We start from the raw sequence: 14,945 nt of genomic DNA, 5'->3' as shown, positions 1-14,945 counted from the left end.
GCCCTGATGTACGACCCCACAGTCGCCCGGCTCACATACCGGGCCCTGCTCGGCCGTCGCCGGGCCCTCATCCTGGGCGCCCTGCCCCTGCTGCTGATCGCCATCTCCGTGGTGGTGCGCGGCCTCGCCGGCGCCGACGACCAGACGGCGTCCGACCTGCTCGGCGGGCTCGCGCTCGCCACCATGGTGCCGATCATCGGCGTCATCGCGGGCACGGGCGCGATCGGCCCGGAGATCGACGACGGCTCCGTGGTGTACCTGCTGTCCAAGCCGCTGAAGCGGCCGACGATCATCTTCACCAAGCTGATCGTGGCGGTCGCGGTGACGATGGTGTTCTCGGCGCTGCCCACGCTCATCGCCGGCTTCATCCTCAACGGCAACGGCCAGCAGATCGCCGTCGCCTACACGGTGGCCGCGCTGGTCTCCTCCATCGCCTACGCGGCGGTCTTCCTGCTGCTGGGCACGGTGTCCCGGCACGCGGTGGTCTTCGGCCTCGTCTACGCCCTCGTCTGGGAGGCCCTGTTCGGCTCCCTGGTACCGGGTGCGCGCACGCTCAGCGTCCAGCAGTGGTCGCTGGCCGTCGCCCAGAAGGTGGCGGGCGGTGACCTCATCACCTCGGACGTCGGACTGACCACGGCGACGGTGCTGCTGGTCGTGGTGACCGTGCTGGCCACCTGGTACGCGGGACAGAAGCTGCGGGCGCTGACGCTCGCCGGCGAGGAGTGACCGGTCCTGCCGGGGCGCGGGGCGGCCGCTCTTGACGGCGGCTTCACCTGCGCCCCGGCACACTGGGCCGAACGGACCTGGCTAGGAGGACGGGGATGGCGGACGACGATCCGGGGAGCGGCCGTCGCGAGCGGTCCGAGGGCGAGGTGTGGAACGACCTCGTGCTGGACGAGGACTTCATACGTGCCGCCGATACGTCCGAACCGTCCGCCCGGGCCCGGATGCTGGCCGCGCGCTGGCGGGCGGAGGAGCCCGAGCCGCAGCCCTGGCGCTCCGACGATCCGCCCGCGGGCTGGTTCTTCAGCAAGGCCCGCCGACGCAGGTGGCGCCGCCGGTAGCCGTCCCTCGGCCTCGCCCGTCGCACGGGTGTTTTATTCGGTGGCGCCCAACTCGCCCCCCGGGCACAGTGGTTGTACCCGCAGGGCCGGAAGGGTTCCGGTGTCACAGACTGGGAGGAGCTCGACGATGTCCATGCACGACAGTCCGTCGAGTTCCCTTCAGGGCAGCCAGGAGCGGGTTCCGGAGTAGTTAGCCCTCCGTCGAACCCGTTCCGTACAGGGGAGCTGCCCGGGGCGGCCGCTTCGAGCACGCGATTGTCGCTCTCGCGTGGGCCGCCCACCCGGAGGATTGGCCGAGAGGCAAGGCACCGGCTTGCTAAGCCGTGGTCGGGGGCAACCCCGCGCACGTTCGATCCGTGCATCCTCCGCGAGGCGTTGTCACTGGGACTGGGCAGGAGTTGTGCGGGGGGCGCGGCTTGGCGCCGGCGCGTGGGCCTTGTGCCGGTGGAGTGCGGGTGCGGGTCCGTCGTGGCTGGTCGCGCAGTTCCCCGCGCCCCTGATCGCTGCGGCGATCGGCCGCCCGTTGCGGCCCTGCGTCCCTGGTCGCTTACGGCGATCGCGCCCCGCGTCCCTGTGCTCCTGGACGCCTGCGGCGAACTACCGCCCGTCGTGCCTCCGCGTCCCTGAGCGCCTGCGGCGATCGGCCGCCTGCCGCGTCCCCGCGTCCCTGGTTGTCTGCGGGGATCGGCCGCCTGTCGCGGCCCTGCGTCCCTGGTTGTCTGCGGCGATCGGCCGCCCGTTGCGCCCCTGGTCGCTTACGGCGATCGCGCCCCGCGTGCCCGTGCTCCTGGTTGCCTGCGGCGATCGGCGCGCCCCCGTGCTCGCGGCTCGGTGTTTCTGCGGCCTGTGGCCTGCCGCCTGGGGTGGTCGGGGTGGGCACGCGTTCTCGGGGTTCCGTGTCGTTGGTCGCCCGGGGTGGTCGGCGCATTGGCGGCGTGTTTTCGTGGGGCTCCCCAGAGCCTTGGCCTGGCGGGGGAGGGAAGCAGCTTTCGCTTCCCTCCATCCATGCGGGCCCGTACCGCCTATGCGGCCAGCATGCCTTCCAGGGTTACGGCGATGCCGTCCTCGTCGTTCGAGGTGGTTACCTCGTCTGCCACGGCCTTCAGTTCCTCGTGGGCGTTGGCCATGGCTACGCCGTGGGACGCCCAGGCGAACATCGGGATGTCGTTGGGCATGTCGCCGAAAGCGATCGTGTCGGCGGCCTTCAGGCCGAGGCGACGGGCCGCCAGGGAGAGGCCCGTGGCCTTGGAGAGGCCAAGGGGGAGCAGTTCCACGATGCCCGCGCCGGCCATCGCGACGGTGACGAAGCCGCCCGCGGCCCGCCGGGCCGCCGCGGCCAGCTCGTCGTCCGACAGCTCGGGATGCTGTATGTAGATCTTGCTCAGCGGGGCGGACCAGAGGTCGGACGCGTCCGTGAACGGCGTCGACGGCAGGGCGCCGGTGACCGCGTAACCGGGGCCGACCAGCACGTCCCCGTCCAGGCCGTCACGGCTGGCCGCCAGGTACAGCGGGCCGACCTCCGCCTCGATCTTGGCCAGCGCCACACCGGCCAGCTGCCGGTCCAGGGTCACCGAGGTCAGCAGGCGGTGCGCGCCGGCGTCGTAGACCTGGGCGCCCTGGCCGCAGACCGCGAGGCCGTCGTAACCGAGGTCGTCGAGGATGTGCCGGGTCCACGGAACCCCGCGGCCCGTCACCACGATGTGCGCCGCGCCCGCCGCGGTGGCCGCGGCGAGGGCGTCACGGGTGCGCTGCGAGATCGAGTCGTCGGAGCGCAGCAGCGTCCCGTCGAGGTCGGTCGCGACCAGGCGGTAGGGGAACGCGGCGGTCACTTGGCCACCGGCTCCAGGATCTCCCGGCCGCCGAGGTACGGGCGCAGCACCTCGGGCACGTACACGGAACCGTCGGGCTGCTGGTGGTTCTCCAGGATCGCGACGATCGTGCGCGGGACGGCGCAGAGCGTGCCGTTGAGCGTGGCCAGCGGGCGGACCTGCTTGCCCTCACGGAACCGGATCGACAGCCGGCGGGACTGGAACTCGGTGCAGTCCGAGGTCGAGGTCAGCTCGCGGTACTTGCCCTGGGTCGGGATCCACGCCTCGCAGTCGAACTTGCGGGCGGCCGAGGAGCCGAGGTCACCGGAGGCGACGTCGATGACCCGGAACGGCAGCTCCAGGGAGGACAGCCACTGCTTCTCCCACGCCAGCAGACGCTGGTGCTCGGCCTGCGAGTCCTCGGGCCTGACGTACGAGAACATCTCGACCTTGTCGAACTGGTGGACACGGAAGATGCCCTTGGTGTCCTTGCCGTGCGAACCGGCCTCGCGGCGGAAGCAGGGCGAGAAGCCCGCGTAGCGCAGCGGCAGCTTGTCCGCGTCGATGATCTCGTCCATGTGGTACGCGGCGAGCGGGACCTCGGAGGTGCCGACCAGGTAGAGGTCGTCCTTGTCGAGGTGGTAGACGTCCTGGGCCGCCTGCCCGAGGAAGCCGGTACCGGCCATGGACTGGGGGCGGACCAGCGCCGGGGTGAGCATCGGCGTGAAGCCGGCGGCCGTGGCCTGCGCGATCGCCGCGTTGACCAGGGCCAGCTCGAGCAGGGCGCCGACGCCGGTGAGGAAGTAGAAGCGGGAGCCGGAGACCTTCGCGCCGCGCTCGACGTCGATCGCGCCGAGGATCTGGCCGAGCTCCAGGTGGTCCTTGGGTGCGAAGCCCTCGGCGCCGAAGTCGCGGATCGTGCCGTGCGTCTCGAGGGTGACGAAGTCCTCCTCGCCGCCCACGGGCACGTCGGGGTGCACGAGGTTGCCGAGGCGCTGCAGCAGCTCCTGGGTCTCGGCGTCGGCGGCGTCGCGCTCGGCGTCGGCCACCTTGACGTCGGCGGCGAGCTGGCTCGCCTTCTTCAGCAGCTCGGCCTTCTCGTCCGCGGAGGCCTTGGGGATGAGCTTGCCGAGCGACTTCTGCTCGGCGCGCAGCTCGTCGAAGCGGACGCCGGACGACCTGCGTCGCTCGTCGGCGGACAGGAGGGAGTCGACGAGCGCGACGTCCTCTCCACGGGCGCGCTGGGAAGCGCGCGCACGGTCGGGGTCCTCACGGAGCAGGCGAAGGTCAATCACGCGGTCAAGGCTACCCGTGCGGGGTTGCGGCTCACGACACCATTCCGTACGGTGCGCGGCCCGTTCCGAATCATGGCTTACGTTCCGTTATGAGTGAATTGCCCAACGTGTCAATAAAAAGTGTCTCACTCCCTGGGACGGGGCATGTGGCGGGCGTCTCGTTGACCCGATTCCCTTGCGGGAGCCGGGACTTGGGGGAGCTGTTGTCCACAGGTGTCCGCACTTCCCGAATAGTTATCCACAGGGTGTGCGAAAGATCTGTGGACATTGGAATTGATCATTCCGATACGGCTGTACGGGGTAGGTAATTCCTTGCCCAAACCTGGCTCCGACCCACTTTCGGGTGGAAATGGGTCGCCCCAAAGGATTGATCGAAGGAAACAGGTGGACGAAGGGTGACCCGGCGGGTGAGGGTCACCGTGGGGTGCTGTAGGGCGATTTGTCGACTGGATGACGGTTCGTTGTCGACTTGTCCCCAGGTCGAGAACCAGGCCTGTGGATAACTTCTGTGGATAACGAAGATGTGCAGATAGGACCGGCCGGAACGGCTCCTAGAACCGGCCGTCCTGGCAGCGCGCCACCCAGTCCGCCGCCGCCACGAACTCCCCGTCCGAGGTCCCGCGCAGCGGAGCCGCCACATCCGCCACGTTCACTTCCGCACGCGGGTACGAGCCCAGGAAGCGCACCTCACGGCAGATCCGCTTCAGCCCCATGAGGGCTTCGGCCATCCGACGGTCGGAGATGTGCCCCTCGGCGTCGATGCAGAAGCAGTAGTTGCCGATACCGGCGCCGGTCGGGCGGGACTGGAGCAGCATGAGGTTGACGCCCCGGGTGGCGAACTCGCCCAGCAGGTCGCGCAGGCCACCGGGGTGGTCGTCGCGCTGCCACAGGACGACGGACGTCTTGTCCGCGCCGGTCGGTGCCGCGGGCCGGGCGGGCCTGCCCACCAGCACGAACCGGGTCTGGGCGTTCTCGGCGTCGTGGATCTCGGTCTCCAGGGCGGTCAGCCCGTACCGGGCGGCCGCGAACTCGCCCGCGAAGGCGGCGTCGTAACGGCCCTCCTGGACCAGCCGGGCCGCGTCCGCGTTCGAGGCGGCCGACTCCCAGGCGGCTTCCGGCAGGTTCGCCTTCAGCCAGTTGCGCACCTGCGGCTGCGCGGCCGGATGCGCGGAGACCGTCTTGATGTCCGTGAGCTGCGTACCGGGCCGGACCAGCAGCGCGAAGGTGATCGACAGCAGCACCTCGCGGTAGATCATCAGCGGTGTGCCCGCGACCAGCTCGTCCAGGGTCGTGGTGATCCCGCCCTCGACGGAGTTCTCGATGGGCACGAAGGCGGCCTCGGCCTCGCCGGTGCGCACCGCGTCCAGGGCGGACTGCACCGAGACGTACGGGATCAGCTGCCGGGTGGCCGCCTCCGGAAGCGTGCGCAGGGCGACCTCCGTGAAGGTGCCCTCGGGGCCGAGATACGCATAGCTCGCTGGCATGACCTCACCCTAATGGCCCTTGCCGAAGCAGGAGTACGTGTCTCAAGACAGCCCCACGCAGGGATGAATCCACCCGAGGAGGTAATTTCCCGCTCCCGGACTCCCGGCTTCCGGGTGCCCCGGCCGCATGGGCTCCCCGGCTCCCCGGGCCTCACGCCTCCAGCAGGCGCTGTCCCACGTACTCGCCCTCCGCCGCCCCGCCCGGTACCGCGAACAGGCCGCTCGACTCGTGGCGGATGTACTTCGACAGGGCGTCGCCGCGGTCCAGCTTGCGCTGCACGGTGACGAAGCCGCGCAGCGGGTCCGCCTGCCAGCAGACGAACAGCAGGCCCGCGTCCGGGGTGCCGTCCGGGTCGATGCCGTCGTGGTAGGAGAAGGGCCGCCGCAGCATGGCCGCTCCGCCGTTCTGATCGGGGCGGGTGATGCGGGCGTGCGCGTTGATGGGGACGACGAGATCGCCGTTCGCGTCGGTCTTCTCCAGGTCCATCGCGGTCGTCTCGGCGCCGCCGGACAGCGCGGCCCCGTCGGATTTGCGGCGCCCGATGACCTGTTCCTGAGCCGTGACCGGCAGCTTCTCCCAGTCGTCGAGGAGCATGCGGATACGGCGTACGACGGCGTAGGAGCCGTCGGCCATCCAAGCGGGGTCCTTGGCGCTGTCCGACGGGACGAAGATGCGCTGGTCGAAGTCCGGGTCGGCCGGCTTGGGGTTGCGGGTGCCGTCCAGCTGGCCCATCAGGTTGCGGGCCGTCATGGGGTGGGCGGTGGCGCCCGGCGTCCGGTTGAAGCCGTTCATCTGCCAGCGGACCCTGGCCGCTGTGCCCGCGTCCTTCTGGATCGCGCGCAGGGCGTGAAAGGCGACCAGGGCGTCGTTCGCGCCGATCTGTACCCAGAGGTCGCCGTTGCTGCGTGTCTTGTCGAGGTGGTCGGAGGAGAAGTCGGGGAGCGGGTCCAGGGCGACCGGGCGCTGCTTCTCCAGGCCGGTGCGGGCGAAGAAGCTGTTGCCGAAGCCGAAGGTGACCGTCAGCGAGGAGGGTCCCGCGTCCCGGGCCACGTCGGTGTCGTCGGTGGCGGCGGCCTCGCCCGCCATCAGCCGCCGGGCCGTCTCCGACCAGCGGCGCAGCAGTGCGGCGGCCTCTTTCCGGCTCGCGCCGGCCGCGAGGTCGAAGGCGACGAGATGGCCGCGGGCCTGGAGGCCCTGGGTGATGCCCGGCTGATGTTTCACGTGGAACATCGCCTCGTCGGCGCCGATCGAGGACAGCGGAGTCGCCTGCGAGGGGGCGGCCGTGTAGCCGACGGCCCCGCCGGCCGCACCGAGCGCGAGCCCGGTGGCGCCGGCGGTGCCGAGCAGCCTGCGCCGCGTCAGCCCCTCGGGGGCGGGGGTTTCCGAGGAGACCCCTTCTGCTGCATCCACGGGAGGCCGGGCCTCGGGGAGGGACTGCGGAATGGACTGGTCGGGCATGGTGCGGTTCAGCCGATCTGCGCGTTCTTGGAGACGGTCACCTGGTCGATGTCGGAGGTCCGCACGGTCACGGAGATCTCCCACTCGCCGGCCATGGGGATCTGCACCCCGTTGGCCGACCAGTGGCCGGTGGTGATGTGGTCGGGGACGACCGGCAACGGCCCGATGTCCTTGGCCTCGAGGGTGAAGGCGACCTTGACCTCGGGCACGTCGAAGGCGCGGCCGTTGGGCCGGGTCACATAGACGTGCATCTCGTTGGCGCCGGTGCGCGCGGGGTCGAGGTCGACGCTGACCACGCCCTTGCCGTCCGTGCCGCCGGTGTCGAACGACATGTCCAGCGTCAGGGCACCCGACGCGGAGTCCCCCGCGGAGGACGAGGAGGACGAGGCCCGGTTGGCCGCGGCGGCGTCCTGTTCCGTACGGCCGGGTTCGGTCGACGTCAGGACGGTGGTGACGGCGAGCACCACGACGGCGACGCCGGCCTCGGCGAGCACCGAGCGGCGCAGGCCGGAGCGGTGGGTGTCGGAGTCCCGCAGCCGCTTCTGCCGGGTGGCGTCGACGGCGGCCTGCTGCCGGGCGAGCTGAGCGGCCCGCTTGGCGCTTCCGGAGCCGGGCTTGGCGTCGCCGGACGTCTGCTGGGCGGTGTCGGCGGTCCCGGCCGACGTCGTGACGCGCTCCTTCTCGGGTGCGGACTTCCGTACCGCTTCCTCGTTCGTCGTGTCCGCCAGCCGTGCCGTCCACCGCCGCGAGATCCACGCGACGCCGACGAGCAGCGCCACGAGCCCGATCTTGAGGAGCAGCAGTTGGCCGTAGCGGGTGTCGGTGAAGGCGGACCAGGAGCCGAGCTGGCGCCAGGACTGGTAGGTGCCGGTGGCGACCACGACGGAGACGCTGCCGAGGGCCAGCCGGGAGAACCGGCGCGCGGCGGGGGCCTCGACGGGTCGGTCGGCGGGCGCCCGGTACAGGGCGACGAGGAGCGCGGTGAGTCCACCGAGCCAGGTCGCGACCGCCAGCAGGTGCAGCACGTCGACCGGCATGGCGATGCCCGGCTGGAGTCCGGTCGAGGCGTGCTCGGCCATGGCCCAGCTGGCCGCGAGTCCGGCGGCCACGACGGTTCCGCCGATGGCGAGCCCGAAGGTCAGGTCCCGCTTCTCCTCGCCCTCGCGCTTGTCGTACGCGCCGAAGAGCACGGCGATGAACAGCGCGGCCGCGGCGAGCAGCAGCAGTCGCGACACCAGGGCCGCGCCCGTCTTGGTCTGCAGGACCTCCCCGAGGAGCTCGAGGTCGAAGACGTCGCCGAGCTTGCCGGAGCTGGTGTAGGAGCCGCGCAGGAGAAGCAGGAACAGGGTGGCCGCGGTCATCGCGACCCAGCCGGTGACGACGAGCCGCTGCAGGACCCGTACCCCGGTGCCGCGCTGCCAGCAGGCGAGCACGAAGGCGGCCCCGCCGGTCATCACGATGAACCCGGCGTACGACGCGTACCGGCCGAAGCCGTAGAGCCAGCCGACGACACCTCCGCCGGCCTTCTGGTCGGACACCGAGACGCTGGTCGCGGAGGGGGAGCCGATGGAGAAGGTGTAGGCGCCGGCGACGGGATGACTGTCGGCCGACACCACCTGGTAGGTCACCGTGTAGGTGCCGTCGGGCAGCCCGGAGTGCAGTTGCACGGCGTAGGTCGTGCCGCTGACCTCGGACGGTTTGCCGGTGTCGACCCGGGCGCCCTTGGGGTCCAGGACGCGCAGCGAGTCGTCGTTCATCGAAACGGTCTCGGAGAAGGTCAGCGTCACCTGTGTGGGCGCCTTGTCGACCACCACCCCCTGTGCGGGGTCGCTGCCGGTCAGCGCGGCGTGCGCGGCTGCGGGCCCGGCGCCGGCCAGGAGCGCACCGGTGACCGCCAGGAACAGCAGCACGAGCATCCGGACGCGGGGGGCGATGGTCTGCGTCAAGGTGGTCCCTCCCTCAGTGGCCGGTGTTCGGGGTGTACGTGGCGGACTCCACCGGCATCTCGACCTCGACGGGGTCGGACGCGGCGAAGTGCAGCTCGACGGTCACCGTCCCGCCCCGCACCGGCTTGCTCTTCAGCTTCTCGAACATCAGATGGTTTCCGCCGCTCTTGAAGACGAGTTGACCGTGCGCGGGCACGTCCAGGGACGTGACCTCCTCCATGGAGGACCCGACGGTCTCGTGGAGGGTGACGCTGCCCGCGGCGGTGCTCGTGACGGAGGTCAGCTCGTCCTTCGTACCGCCGTTGTTGACGATGGTCAGGAAACCGGCGGCCATGGTGTCGGAGACGGGCTGCGGGATGTAGGCGGCCCGGACGGACAGTTCGGCCCGCCCGCCGGAGTCCGATCCGCACCCCGTGAGCAGCAGTACCGTCCCGGTGATCACAGCGATGGGTACGGCGAACAGCCGCACGGGCCCGGCGGGCATCACACGCCTCACGGGTTCGCGCCCTTGAGGATCTTGGGGAGGTCCTTGGTGTAGTCGTCGACGTCGGCATCCTCGCCGTACAGGAGGTATCCCCCGTCGGTCTTCGGGGAGAAGGCGACGACCTGGGTGCCGTGGGTGGAGACGATCTTGCCGTTCTTGTCCTTGTGCGGTGCCTCGACGGAGATGCCGACGGTGCGGGCGGCGGCCTGGATCGTCGCGAACTTCCCGGTCAGGCCGACGACCTGTGGGTCGATGCCCTTGAGCCACTTGCCGAGCGCGGCCGGGGTGTCACGGTCCGGGTCGGTGGTGACGAACACGACGCGCAGTTCGTCCTGCTCGGCCTGGGACAGCTGCTTCTTGGCGACGGCGATGTTGCTCATCGTCAGCGGGCAGACGTCCGGGCAGTTGGTGTAGCCGAAGTAGATCAGCGTCGGGTGGCCCGCGGTCTGCTTGCGGAGGTCGTAGCTCTTGCCCTGGGTGTCGGTGAGGACCAGGTCGGGCTTGGGGAAGGGCTGGTCGAGCACGGTCGCGGCCTGCTGCTTGCCGTCCTCGGAGACGGCGGCGACGGGGCTGCTGCCGCTGTCGCCGCTGCCGCAGGCGGAGAGGGTGAGGGTGGCGGCGGCGAGCAGCGCGGCCACGGCGAACGTCTTCTTGCGCATAGAAAAATGTCCCAGATGTGTGAACTCCGGCGCGCACCGGGGGGTACGGGTCGGGCTGTACGACAGGGCGTACGGCCCGGTGCGCGCCGTCGAGAAGCAGGCGTCGGGCGACGGCGGCCGCCCGACGCGGGGGGTGCGGCTCAGGCCTCGGTCGTGGTCCGACGGCGGCCGGCGAGCACGCCGTACGCCACACCGGCGGCGCCGACGACGATGCCGACCACGCCGAGGACCCGGGCGGTCGTGTCACTGCTGTCCGAGTCGGAGGCCGCCTCGGTCGTCGAGGCGGCCGCCTTGGCGTCGTCGGCGGACTCGTCGGAGGCGTCCTCGGCGGTCGTGCCGTGGGAGTGCTCGTCCTCGGAGGCGGCGGCCAGGGCGAGCACCGGGGCCGGGTTCTCCGGCTCCTCGGCGCCGTCCTCCTGGACCTCGATCCAGCGCACGACCTCCTTGTTGGAGTACGTCTGGATCGCCTTGAAGACGAGCTCGTCGGCGTCCTCGGGGAGCGCGCCGACGGAGACCGGGAACTTCTGGAAGTAACCGGCCTCGATGCCCTTGCCGGTGGCGGTCCAGGTGATCTTGGAGACGGCCTCGGAGATCTGCTTGCCGTGCAGCTCGATGGGCTTGGCGAGCTTCGACTTGGTGACCACGATCTTCCAGCCGTTGATCGGCTCCGGCATCGCGGAGGCCAGCGGGTGGTCGGTCGGGAAGGCGACCTCGAGCTTGGTGGTCGAGGCGTTGTCCCGCTCGTTGGGAACCTTGAAGTCGACGACCGCGTAGCCGCCCTTGGCGGCGGTGCCCTCGGCGGCGACGCTGACGTGCGCGAAGGCGGGCGAGGACAGGACGAGAACGGCGGAACCGGCGACGGCAGCGGCGGCGGCGACGCGGGAGGCGATACGAGAGGCCTTCATGAAAGCGAGCACTCCACTCTGAGTGAATCTGCGGGTGGGAGAGGCGTGGGCACGGATGTGCGCACACGCGCGTGCCGCACGACGGCGGCCGTTCCCCCCGGGTGTGGAGTGCTGGTCGTGTCGTGTCAGGCAGCGAGGACGAGGAGGGATACGTCCGGCGGACCGCGCCTGATCACCGAGTGCTGGAGTGCGGCGGTCCGGGGCGCGGGCGCCTCCGCGAGCAGGGCGGTGCGCGGGACGCGCGGTCCCGCCCCGGGCGCGGCGGGCAGCCCGGCGAGCAGGGCGCGCACCAGTGCGAGCGCCCCGCGCAGGGAGCGTACGAGCGCCCCCTCGGCGACGCCGTGGGCCGACAGGGCGAGCAGCCGCAGCACGGCCGTGTCACCGCGTCGCAGCAGCCATCCGGCGGCGACGGCCGCGAGGACGTGGCCGAGCAGCATGGGCAGGGACGGCAGCAGGGACATCGACGTGCCGGCGGTGGTCAGGGCATCCGCGGGATGATGCGCGGAACCCATCCCGCTCATGCCGCTCATGTCCGTACCGCCCCCGGCGGTGTGGCCGGCGCCGCTCGTGTAGAGCCGCGCGTCGACGAGGATCCGCTGGGCCTGGGCGGGGCTGATCGGCGCCGCGGCGGCCCCGCACACCAGCCGGGCCGCCCGTTCGACGAGCGTGGCGTCGGACATGGCCGACGCCGTGGTGGAGGCGGCGGCAGTGACGGAGGCGGTGTGCTGGCCGAGTCCGAACAGCGTGTGCAGCACGGTCTGTCCGACCGCGAGCAGTACCGCTATGCCCGGCAGTGACCGCTCGCGTCCGGCGAACGGCACCACGACCGCGAGGGCGCCCAGGAATCCCGCGCCCAGCGTCCACAGCGGAACCGTGGCGCACGAGGCCATGGTGTGCCCGGCCGCGGCCAGCACGACGCAGACCGCGGCGAACACCGCGGACCGCAGCAGCCGTAGATCGCGACCTGAGCGCTCGCTGTGGGGGGCAGTCATGGCGGGGTCATCATCGCACTGGCTTCACCGCGGCCATACGGCAGGTCCACAAGATTCCGTACGATGCGGAAGATCACCTTCTGTTAGGACTGGTGCGACTGATGACCCTGAGTCCCACATACACCGATTTCAGGGCCGCAGGCATCCCCCATATGGGCGGCATCACGTGGAATTCGCGCTTACACAGGGCCTTGAGGGGCAATACGTATCGGTATGTCGAGCCGCGGCCTGGAGGCTGGAGCATGAGCATCTGGTGGTCACTCCATCTGCGGCGCGATGCCGCGAGCGTTCCGCTCGCCCGCCGCCTGCTGCTCGGCACCATGGAGACGGCGGGCGTCGATCCCGACGTCTGTTACGACCTTTCCGTCGCCCTGAGCGAAGCCTGTGCCAACGCCGTCGAGCACGGCGGGGGAGCCGCGCGCGGCGGCTGTTCGGAGGCGTACCGCGTCACCGCCTACCTCGACGGCGAGAAGTGCCGCATCGAAGTCGCCGACTCGGGGCCGGGTTTCGCCCGCGGGCGCACCCCCCGCGTCGACCGCTCCGCGCACGGCGACACCTACGCCGAGCACGGCCGCGGCCTCTACCTCATTCAGGAACTCGCCGACCACGTCCACATCGGCAACATGCCGGGACGCAGCGGTGCGGTGGTCAGCTTCGACAAGATCCTCAAGTGGCGCAAGGACGCTCCCCTGATGGCCGTCTGACCGTCCATCAGGCCGTACGGTCGCCGATCTTGGCCGGTCAGGGCCGGTAGGAGCCCTCGGGGAGCGGGAGTTCAGCTTTCTCAGCACTCACAGGTCGCTCTCAGCGTTCCCCCATGTCGCTGACTGGTGGCGTTCCTACGTTCATGTCCATGACGGGAAACCACAAAGACTCCACCATCACGCGGCGCCGCGCCCTCGCGGTGACCGGCGGCACGGTCGCGGCCGGCGGACTCGCCGTCGCCGGGTACCAGTCGGCCTTCGCCGACACGGCCGCGGACGACGGGGCGAGCGCGTCGGCGTCCGCCGCCTCGACCTCCACGAGCAGCAGCTGTATGACGCTGATGACGAGCGTCACGGAAGGGCCCTACTACCTCGACGGTGCCTTGGTGCGCAAGGACATCACCGAGGGCAAGAACGGTGTGCCGCTGACCCTGCGCCTCACCGTCGTCGACGCCACCGACGGCTGCACGCCGGTCTCCGGAGCCGCTGTCGAGATCTGGCACTGCGACGCCTGGGGTTACTACTCCGGCTACACGACCGCCAACCCCGGCGGTTCGGCCCCGGCGGAGAGCGAGGACGGCTCCACCGCCGACGACGACACCTACCTGCGTGGCTACCAGATCGCCAACGCCAACGGGGTCGTCAAGTTCGAGACGATCTTCCCGGGCTGGTACACCCCGCGCACCTGCCACATCCACCTCAAGGTGCACACGGGCGGCCAGAAGGAGGACGGCACCTACGAGGGCGGCAAGGTCAACTACACCGGCCAGCTCTTCTTCCCCGACGCCGCCGCCGAGGAGATCTTCACCCTGGAGCCCTACTCCAAGCACTCCGGCAGCTACACCACCCTCGACAACGACATGGTCTACGACGGCGGCGGCACCTCCAGCGGCCTGCTGACCCTGAAGGCCGTGCACAAGGCCGACCCCTCCAAGGGCTACAAGGGCTCCATCACCCTGGGTGTCGACCCCGACGCCGAGAACACCGGCGCGGGCGGCGGCGGAGGCGGCGGCGGTACGCCCCCCAGCGGCGCCCCGAGCGACGCCCCGACGGGCACCCCGCCGAGCGACGCCCCGTCGGCCTCCGCCTCCTCATAGGGTCGGGACATGACAAGCCGTGAGGACGAGGCGCTCGCGCAGGCCGCGGTGGCCGCGCTGACGGGGCAACTGGCCCTGGCTCCCAAGCCGGGCCTGCCCGACCCACGTGACCTGGCCGCCCGCGTCACCCGCAAGGACCACTGCGGGCTGCGCTGGTCGGCCAAGGCGCTCGCACCCGGCCTCGCGGCGATGGCCGCGGCCGCCCGCCGCACCGGCGAACCCACGCCCCGGCTCCGCGCGGAGCTGGGCGCGATCGGAAGGTGCACCGAACACTCGGTGGGCCTGGCCGGGGGCGGGCACCGGGGTGCGCTGTGGACGCTCGGCCTGCTGGTCGCGGCGGCCGCCCTCGACACCCGCGCGCGGGGCGTCGAGGTCGCCGCGACCGCCAAGCGGATCGCCGCCCATCCCGACCGGGCCGCTCCACGGCGGCCCTCGCGGGGCGCGACGGTCTCGGCGAAGTACGGCGCGGCCGGCGCCCGTGGCGAGGCACGCGCCGGGTTCCCGCACGTACGGCGGGCCCTGGACGCGCTCGCCGCGGCCCGCTCGGCCGGCGCGGACGAGCCCGAGGCACGGCTCGACGCCCTGCTCACCGTCATGTCCACCCTCCAGGACACCGAACTCCTGCACACCGCGGGCCCGCTGGGGCTGCGTCATGTGCAGGCCGGTGCCCGCGGCATCCTGGAGGCGGGCGGAACGGCGACCCCGGCCGGCCGCGCGGCCCTGACCGACCTCGACACCGACCTCCACACGCGCGCGTGGAGCCCACGCGGCAGCGCGGGCCTCCTGGCGGGCGCACTTTTCGTGGACTCCCTACCGGTCACCGCACTCACCCGGGCGGCTTGAGCCGGACGACGACGAACGACGGTGACCGGTGACCGGTGACCGGTGAGCGGTGAGCGGTGACGGCGGCGAGGGGTGACGGCGGCGAGGGGTGACGGCGGCGAGGGGTGAGGGCGGCGGTGCTCTGCGGGCCGGCTCAGGGCGTGCTCCGGGCGTGCTCAGGGCGTGTTCCGGGCCGCCTCAGGGCGTGCTCAAGCGTGCTGAGGGG

The 14,945-nt window shown here is 71.3% G+C and carries 14 protein-coding genes and 1 tRNA gene; 6 read left to right on the top strand and 9 right to left on the bottom strand.

Features of this window, described 5'->3' with window-relative positions; translation table 11 throughout:
* Positions 1 to 6: 6 nt before the first annotated feature.
* The 3 genes from ACFVYS_RS13975 (at position 7) to ACFVYS_RS13965 (ending at position 1,432) form a co-directional block, all read left to right on the top strand.
* On the top strand, positions 7 to 726 hold the full coding sequence (locus ACFVYS_RS13975) for an ABC transporter permease subunit (protein WP_389501849.1): 720 nt from the start codon (positions 7 to 9) through the stop codon (positions 724 to 726).
* Between the two features lie 95 nt (positions 727 to 821).
* Positions 822 to 1,064, top strand: a complete 243-nt coding sequence (locus ACFVYS_RS13970; protein ID WP_389501847.1) for a hypothetical protein — start codon at positions 822 to 824, stop codon at positions 1,062 to 1,064.
* 283 nt (positions 1,065 to 1,347) lie between these two features.
* Positions 1,348 to 1,432 (top strand) — tRNA-Ser (locus tag ACFVYS_RS13965).
* Positions 1,433 to 2,086: 654 nt separating this feature from the next.
* Here ACFVYS_RS13965 and ACFVYS_RS13960 read toward each other — a convergent pair.
* The 9 genes from ACFVYS_RS13960 to ACFVYS_RS13920 all read right to left on the bottom strand — a co-directional run bounded on the left by ACFVYS_RS13960 (position 2,087) and on the right by ACFVYS_RS13920 (position 12,096).
* Positions 2,087 to 2,893, bottom strand: a complete 807-nt coding sequence (locus tag ACFVYS_RS13960; protein WP_389501845.1) for an HAD family hydrolase — start codon at positions 2,891 to 2,893, stop codon at positions 2,087 to 2,089.
* Positions 2,890 to 4,167 (bottom strand): serine--tRNA ligase, encoded by a 1,278-nt coding sequence (gene serS / locus ACFVYS_RS13955; protein WP_389501843.1) that lies wholly within the window; start codon positions 4,165 to 4,167, stop codon positions 2,890 to 2,892. The genes ACFVYS_RS13960 and serS overlap by 4 nt, the downstream gene beginning before the upstream one ends.
* Positions 4,168 to 4,718: 551 nt before the next feature.
* Positions 4,719 to 5,651, bottom strand: a complete 933-nt coding sequence (gene pheA, locus ACFVYS_RS13950; protein ID WP_327183971.1) for a prephenate dehydratase — start codon at positions 5,649 to 5,651, stop codon at positions 4,719 to 4,721.
* Between the two features lie 151 nt (positions 5,652 to 5,802).
* Positions 5,803 to 7,110, bottom strand: a complete 1,308-nt coding sequence (efeB, locus tag ACFVYS_RS13945) for an iron uptake transporter deferrochelatase/peroxidase subunit (RefSeq protein WP_389501841.1) — start codon at positions 7,108 to 7,110, stop codon at positions 5,803 to 5,805.
* An 8-nt stretch (positions 7,111 to 7,118) separates the two neighbouring features.
* The gene (locus tag ACFVYS_RS13940) at positions 7,119 to 9,056 is read right to left on the bottom strand and encodes a copper resistance CopC/CopD family protein (protein WP_389501839.1); all 1,938 of its coding nucleotides are present in this window, start codon (positions 9,054 to 9,056) and stop codon (positions 7,119 to 7,121) included.
* 13 nt (positions 9,057 to 9,069) lie between these two features.
* Positions 9,070 to 9,540 (bottom strand): copper chaperone PCu(A)C, encoded by a 471-nt coding sequence (locus tag ACFVYS_RS13935; RefSeq protein ID WP_389501837.1) that lies wholly within the window; start codon positions 9,538 to 9,540, stop codon positions 9,070 to 9,072.
* Positions 9,541 to 9,548: 8 nt separating this feature from the next.
* Complete coding sequence (locus tag ACFVYS_RS13930; protein WP_389501835.1) at positions 9,549 to 10,199, bottom strand: SCO family protein; 651 nt, start codon at positions 10,197 to 10,199, stop codon at positions 9,549 to 9,551.
* A 140-nt stretch (positions 10,200 to 10,339) separates the two neighbouring features.
* Positions 10,340 to 11,104, bottom strand: coding sequence for a YcnI family protein (locus ACFVYS_RS13925; RefSeq protein WP_389501833.1), 765 nt, complete (start codon positions 11,102 to 11,104; stop codon positions 10,340 to 10,342).
* A gap of 125 nt (positions 11,105 to 11,229) precedes the next feature.
* Positions 11,230 to 12,096, bottom strand: coding sequence for a hypothetical protein (locus tag ACFVYS_RS13920; RefSeq protein ID WP_389501831.1), 867 nt, complete (start codon positions 12,094 to 12,096; stop codon positions 11,230 to 11,232).
* Positions 12,097 to 12,338: 242 nt separating this feature from the next.
* Between ACFVYS_RS13920 and ACFVYS_RS13915 the strand changes: the two genes are divergently transcribed.
* From ACFVYS_RS13915 to ACFVYS_RS13905, 3 genes are all read left to right on the top strand, one after another.
* Entirely contained in the window at positions 12,339 to 12,800 is a 462-nt protein-coding gene (locus ACFVYS_RS13915) for an ATP-binding protein (protein WP_389501830.1), read from the top strand.
* Between the two features lie 149 nt (positions 12,801 to 12,949).
* A complete protein-coding gene (locus ACFVYS_RS13910; protein WP_389501828.1) occupies positions 12,950 to 13,897 on the top strand; it encodes an intradiol ring-cleavage dioxygenase in 948 nt (315 codons plus the stop codon).
* 9 nt (positions 13,898 to 13,906) lie between these two features.
* Positions 13,907 to 14,740, top strand: a complete 834-nt coding sequence (locus ACFVYS_RS13905; RefSeq protein ID WP_389501827.1) for a triphosphoribosyl-dephospho-CoA synthase — start codon at positions 13,907 to 13,909, stop codon at positions 14,738 to 14,740.
* Positions 14,741 to 14,945: the final 205 nt, after the last annotated feature.

The organism is Streptomyces sp. NPDC058295 (assembly GCF_042880655.1).
GTDB lineage: Bacteria > Actinomycetota > Actinomycetes > Streptomycetales > Streptomycetaceae > Streptomyces > Streptomyces coriariae.
This window is presented reverse-complemented; position numbering and strand designations above follow the sequence as displayed.